Genomic DNA, 6,421 nt, shown 5'->3' with positions numbered 1-6,421 from the left:
AGAGAACGACGAAGGCCCGGTCTCGCAATGAGACCGGGCCTTCGTTCTTTGGTAGCGGGGACAGGATTTGAACCTGCGACCTCTGGGTTATGAGCCCAGCGAGCTACCGAGCTGCTCCACCCCGCGCTGCAATGACTACTGTACACGACTTTCGGAGGGCTCCTAACCACGCCCCACGGGGGCCGGCAGCCACCACGCGAGCACCGAACGAACCCGCGACAGAGAACGACGAAGGCCCGGTCTCGCAATGAGACCGGGCCTTCGTTCTTTGGTAGCGGGGACAGGATTTGAACCTGCGACCTCTGGGTTATGAGCCCAGCGAGCTACCGAGCTGCTCCACCCCGCGCTGCATGAAGAAAGTTACACGAACGGGTGAACCGAACACAAATCGCCAGGCCAACGACCACTTTCGCGACAGGAACCACACCGAGACGCTTCCCGCTGGGACGCAGCACCGACGCAGCACCCGAATTCCTGTGTCCCACTTCACAAAATCTTGGTGATCCCCCACACATAACGGCGGGGTAACGAATCGGACAGCGCATCGCAACCCGCCGAGGTGACCTGGCGAAATGCACGCTATCCACCGAAGTACGTTGCGGCAGGCCACAGTTCGACCGGGATGACCCGCAGCGAATTCTTGGCTAGCCTCGCCGACGGCCCGAAACGACCGGGCTCAGCCGACCCGCCGCTGCTCGACTCTGCCCCGCGGGATCGGAACCCCGAAACCTTCGAGGGGCAGGGACGGACGCGGAGAACACGGCGCCGGGCGACGAACAGCAGTCTGTCCGCCACGGCCGATCCGCACCGATCGCACAGTGCGACCCGTCGGCAAGCGCGGAGAGGATTCACCCCGCATGACCACTCGTAAGACACGCACGCGCACCCTCGCCTCCGTCGCCGTGACCGCCACCCTGGCCACCGTCCCGATGGCACTGAGCATCGGCACCGCCTCCGCAGCCACCCACAACTGGGACGGCGTCGCGCAGTGCGAGAGCGGCGGCAACTGGTCCACCAACACCGGCAACGGCTACTACGGCGGCCTGCAGTTCTCGCAGAGCACCTGGGCCGCGAACGGCGGATCCGGCCAGGCGCACAACGCATCCAAGGCGGACCAGGTTCGCGTCGCGGAGAACGTGCTCGCCACGCAGGGCGCGGGCGCATGGCCCCACTGCGGCAAGTACCTGACCGTCGCGGAGCCGGAGCCGGCGCCCGCCCCGGAGCCCGCACCCGCACCCGTCGTGGAGGCGGCCGCCACCGTTCCGACCGTCGCCACGATTCCCGGACTGCCCGAGAACTTCCCCGCGCCGACCACCGAGCAACTCCGCGCGGCCGGCGACGCCGCAATCGCGACCGCCGACCAGTACGGTGTCGGCGACCAGGTCCGTGCGGCCATCGACGCGAACAGCATCTACCTGGTGGGCCTCACCCGCTGACCCGCGCCACACACGAAGGCGCCCTGCCGATCGACCTCGATCGGCAGGGCGCCTTCTCTGTTTCTCCTGTGACGCCTACCTGGGCAGGCCCTGGTAGGCCGTAACTGCCTTCTCGAGCCGTTCGAGTGCGGCGCCGTAGGCGGCGAAGTCACCGCTCTGCTGGCTCTGCTTCATCTGGGCCAACGCGGCATCGAGTTCCGCGACGACGGCGTCACGGTCACCGGCGGGAACCGTGGGCGCCGGGGTCGCGGGCGCCTGACCCGGCTGGGCCGACGGCGGCGAACCCTCCGTTGCGCCCGTCGGCGCCGGGGCCGCGGCACCGGTTCCCGGACCGAAGACCTGATCGAGTGCCTCGGACAGCGTCGGCGCGTAGCCGACCCGGACACTGTTGCTCGGTGGCGCCTCGCGGTAGCTCACCAGCACGCGGGACAGCTGCGGGAACGTCGAACTGTCCTGACTGGTCGAGTTCCGCTCCGTGTACATCGGTTCGATATAGAGGATGCCGCCCTCGGCGATCGGCAACGTCAGCAGGTTGCCGTACTGGATGCGGTTCGACCGTTCGAGCAGTGTCCGCTCGGACGCCACCCGTGGGTCCGAGATCATCGAGTTCTGTGTCTGCTGCGGACCCTGCGTCGTCGTGTCGGTCGGCAACTGCAGAACGGTGATCTCGCCGTACTTCTCGGGATCGGACTGTGCCGAGATGTACGCCGACAGGAACTGCCGGTTGAAACCCACCATCGCGCTGGTCAGGTTGAACCTCGGGTCCGCCGACTCCGGGTCACCGACCGTCACGTAGTACGGCGGCTGGTTGGCCGTGGTTTCGATCGTCGGATCGCTCGGTACCGACCAGAAGGCGTTGTTCGTGAAGAACTCACGCGGATCGTCGACGTGGTACTTCGCGAGCATCTCCCGCTGGACCTTGAACAGATCCTCCGGGTAGCGGAAGTGCTGACGCAGGTCGTCGGGGACCGCGCTGCTCGGCTGCACCGTGCCGGGGAACACCTTCATCCACGCGTCGAGGACCGGATCGTTCTCGTCCACCTCGTACAGGGTCACCGTGCCGTCGTACGCGTCGACCGTGGCCTTGACCGAGTTCCGGATGTACGACACCTCCTTGCGCGGCAGCGGTCGACCCGTGGTCTGGTCGATGCTGTCCTCGACGAGACCGTCGAGTGACGACCGCTGTGCGTACGGGTAGTTGTCGAGCGTCGTGTAGGCGTCGACGATCCACTTGATCCGCCCGTCCACCACCGCCGGATACATGTTGCCGTCCGCGGTGAGCCACGGCGCGACCTTCGTCACTCGCTCGTGCGGGTCACGATTGAAGATGATCTTCGAGTCGGAGCCGATCGCGCTGGAGAACAGGATGTTCCGTTCCGCGTACTTGGCGGCGAAGGCAAGCCTGTTGAACCAGTTTCCGATCGAGACGCCGCCCTCACCGGTGTAGGTGTACTGAGAGGTGTCGGTGTCGTACTCGCGGGGCCCCTCACCGTCCACGGCACCGACGATCGAGTAGTCCACGTCGGTGTCGGCGATGACCTCGCCGTAGTAGATGCGCGGCTGGTCCACCGGAATGACCTGATTGCCCGCCTGCTGCGAGGCGATGTCGCTGACCGTGTACACGGGGTAGCCGCTGTTGGAGTTGGCGGCCTCCTCGGCGGAGTTCGACGCGGCCGCGTTGACCTTGTTGGCCGGCGCCGCGACGAATCCGTTCCCGTGCGTGTACACGGTGTGCCGGTTGATCCAGTCGGTCTGGTTACCGGTCAGGCTCCGCGGTGCCAGCTCACGCGCCGCGACGACGTAGTCGCGCTTCTCGCCGTCGACCTGGTAGCGGTCGATGTCCAGTGCAGGCGGGAACCCGTAGAAGTTCTTCAGCTGCTGCTGCTGCGTGAACGTCGGCGAGAGCAGACCGGGATCGAGCAGTCGCGCGTTCGCGATCGTCGTCTGGTCAGCGGGGATGTCGCGCGGCGACTTGGTGCTGTACCCCGGGTAGTCCTGATACGTCACCTGTTCGTCGGTGATGCCGTACGCCTCCCGGGTGGCGGCGATGTTCCGCTCGATGTACGCGCTCTCCTTGTCCGCGGCGTTCGGCCGGACCGAGAACTGCTCGACGACCAGCGGGTAGACCGCGCCGACGAGAATCGACGACAGCAGCAGCAGACCGGTCGCCATCGCGGGAATCCGGAGGTCGCGCAACACGATCGCCGCGAAGAACGTGATCGCACAGATCACCGCGATCGCCATCAGGATCAGCTTCGCGAGCAGCACCGCATTGACGTCGGTGTAACTGGCGCCGGTGAACGTCGGCTCCTTGCGGCTGCTCGAGAGCAACGAGTAGCGATCCAGCCAGTAGGCAATCGCCTTGAGGAGGAAGAACGTACCTGCGAGCACCGCCAACTGGATCCGCGCCGCGTTGCTCAACGCCCCTTCGCGACCGGCGAGCCTGATTCCACCGAACACGTAGTGCGTGACCAGGTTCGCGATGAACGCGAGGATCACCGCAACGAACAACCAGTTCAGGACGAACCGGTAGAACGGCAGGTCGAACGCGTAGAAACCGACGTCGAGGTGGAACTGCGGATCCTGCTTGCCGAACGATCCACCGTGCAGGAACATCTGCACCGCAACCCAATTGGACTGCGCGACCAGGCCTGCGAGCGCGCCGATCACGGCCGGTACAACGACACCGAACAGCTTGAGCCTGCTCATCACCGCCGTCCGGTACCGCGCGATCGGATCGTTGGGACCGACGTTGGGTACGAACACCGGGCGCGACCGGTAGGCGAGCAGCAGCCCCCCGAAGACGGCGCCGCCGACGATCAGAGCGACGACGACGAACAGCGCGATCCGGGTGAGCAGGACCGTCGAGAACACCTCTCGGAATCCGACCTCACCGAACCACAGCCAGTTCGTGTAGCCACCGATCAGACGGGGCCCGATCAACAGTAGAACCGCCACGACGAGCGCCAATACCAACAACACTCGGCTCCGTCTGGACAACGACGGTAGTCCGGTGGGGGGCCGCATGCCCACGTCTCACACTCCGGTTGTTGGGCGGCGCGCCGGGCGGCCGCAGGGTGTTTTGTCCCACTCTACGTGGGCCGCCGAAGTGCGCACGGTCGGTCGTCCGGGTTGTCCGGATACGCGCCCGGAGTGCGAGGATGGTCGGGTGAACGACTTCGACGGCACCGACCACCTGGCCCCGATCTCCACCGACGCGCTGATTCGGAGCGTCCAGGAGGTCGCAGCGCACGTGGGTGCCGACGGGTGGGGTCAACCGCCGAAGATGTTTGCGCTCGTCCCGACCGCCCAGATCGCGGCCGCCGAGCCGCACCTGCTCGATCAACTCGAGTCGGGCTCCGAACTCACCCCGATCGAGCAGCACCCACTCCCCGACGATCTGCACGGCGGCAGCGCGGCCCTCGAGGAGTACCTGGGCACCACCAGTTGGGCACCGGGTGTCGCCGGCTGCATGGTCGTCCAGGAGATCCTGGTGCTGCCGCCGAGCGCCGCGTCCGACCTCGACACGGCCGTCGACGCCGCACTCAGCCGTGACAACGCCGCCGACGACGTCATCCGCGCCGCGGCAGGCGCACACCCCGAACGTCGAGCCGCCCGCCTGATCGTCGCCGTCCTCCGCGACGGCCGGTCGGAAAGCGCGCTGGCGCTGGCCCCCGAGGACGACGACGACCCGTTCGCCGAACCGGAACTGCGCACCGGCGACAACCTCGCCCCCGGCCTCGTCCACGCACTCCAGGCGACTCTCGAGGCCGACCCCGAAGACTGGTGACGCCACTCGGCGCCCAGGGCCCAACCCCCTGACCGTCAGCAGGCCGGCGCGTCGCCGCCCGTGTTCAGCGAGTCGAGGGCGTCGACGGCACCGGTGAGGTCGTCGACGCGAACCAGGCGCAACCCGTCCGGAGCCTGCTGCTTCGCCTCGTCGCAGTTCTTCGACGGCACCAGGAAGGTCGTCGCTCCCGCTTCCCGCGCGGCGACGAGCTTGTAGGGGATGCCACCGATCGGTCCGACGTTGCCGTCCGAGTCGATGGTGCCGGTACCCGCGACGAACTGTCCGCCGTTGACTTCGCCCGGGGAGAGCTTGTCGACCACCGCGAGGGCGAACATCAACCCGGCGGACGGTCCTCCGACCTCGGCGAGATTGAACTCGACGGTGAACGGGACGTCGGGCCGTTCCGTCGGGGTGATGCCGAGGTATCCGACGTCGGCGTGTCCGGGTCGGGCGCCGAGGGTGACCGGCACGGTCTGCTGCACTCCGTCACGTTCGACGACGACGGTGGCCACGGCGCCGGGCGCGAGGTCCGCGACGACCCGCTGCACCTCGCCGACGGTCCGGACCTCGGTGCCGTTGATGCTGATCAGTCGGTCGCCGACCTGCAGCGCGTCGTGCGACGGTCCGACCTCCGCGACGTCGCTCACCTCCAGTGCGACGGGCTCACCGAGGAAGTGCAGTGCGGCGAGTTCGGCAGACTCCTCGGACTGGGCGAAGTCGGCGGCGTTCTCCTCCTGGACCTCGTCTCGACTGCGGTCGGACGGGTACACCTCTTCGCGGGGCACGATGCCGTAGCGGCCGCTGACCCAGAAGCCGAACGCGTCGAAGATCGTCAGCCCGTCCCGCACGGACACGGTCGTCATGTTGAGGTTTCCCGTGGTGGGGTCCAGTTCGGTGCCGGTGATGGCGACGACCTGTTCGCCCTCGACCTCGCCGAGCGTGTTGAACGTCGGGCCGGGTCCGAGCGCCACGAACGGCACCTGCACCACCGTTCCGAGTCCGAGTAGCGCCACGACCGGAACGAGCGCCGCAACCAGAGTGACCAACCGTCGATTCACTCGGCCAGCGTAGAGGTCGGCCGGACGTGTTCCCGGTCGCACCTGCCACCGCGGTCGCCGGAGTGTCGGCACCGATGTTCGCGCTCGGCGTGATTTCTGCTGCCGCTGCCGAGCGACGGGCCTTGTACCGTGGACGT

General features: G+C 67.3%; 4 protein-coding genes and 2 tRNA genes. 2 read left to right on the top strand and 4 right to left on the bottom strand.

All coding sequences use genetic code 11. From position 1 onward, the window contains the following. Positions 1–49: 49 nt before the first annotated feature. Both FFS72_RS13725 and FFS72_RS13720 read right to left on the bottom strand, forming a co-directional pair. Positions 50–126, bottom strand: a tRNA-Met gene (locus FFS72_RS13725). A 143-nt stretch (positions 127–269) separates the two neighbouring features. Further along, positions 270–346 (bottom strand) — tRNA-Met (locus FFS72_RS13720). Positions 347–857: 511 nt separating this feature from the next. On the opposite strand from FFS72_RS13720, the gene FFS72_RS13715 reads away from it, so the two are divergent. Beyond that, positions 858–1,436: a transglycosylase family protein gene (locus FFS72_RS13715; RefSeq protein WP_137874445.1), complete on the top strand. Its 579-nt coding sequence runs from the start codon at positions 858–860 to the stop codon at positions 1,434–1,436. 75 nt (positions 1,437–1,511) lie between these two features. Here FFS72_RS13715 and FFS72_RS13710 read toward each other — a convergent pair whose 3' ends face one another. Continuing rightward, positions 1,512–4,469 carry a UPF0182 family protein gene (locus FFS72_RS13710; protein ID WP_171018666.1) on the bottom strand — a complete coding sequence of 986 codons (2,958 nt, stop codon included), beginning with the start codon at positions 4,467–4,469 and terminating at the stop codon, positions 1,512–1,514. 136 nt (positions 4,470–4,605) lie between these two features. On the opposite strand from FFS72_RS13710, the gene FFS72_RS13705 reads away from it, so the two are divergent. After that, the gene (locus tag FFS72_RS13705) at positions 4,606–5,226 is read left to right on the top strand and encodes a PPA1309 family protein (RefSeq protein WP_137874443.1); all 621 of its coding nucleotides are present in this window, start codon (positions 4,606–4,608) and stop codon (positions 5,224–5,226) included. A gap of 35 nt (positions 5,227–5,261) precedes the next feature. On the opposite strand, the gene FFS72_RS13700 is transcribed toward FFS72_RS13705, so the two are convergent. Further along, on the bottom strand, positions 5,262–6,284 hold the full coding sequence (locus FFS72_RS13700; RefSeq protein ID WP_137874442.1) for a YlbL family protein: 1,023 nt from the start codon (positions 6,282–6,284) through the stop codon (positions 5,262–5,264). Positions 6,285–6,421 lie beyond the last annotated feature (137 nt).

The organism is Rhodococcus sp. Q (assembly GCF_005503035.1).
Taxonomy (GTDB): Bacteria; Actinomycetota; Actinomycetes; order Mycobacteriales; family Mycobacteriaceae; genus Rhodococcus_G.
Note: the sequence above shows the minus strand (reverse complement) of the source record. Positions and strands in the feature narration are given on the sequence as shown.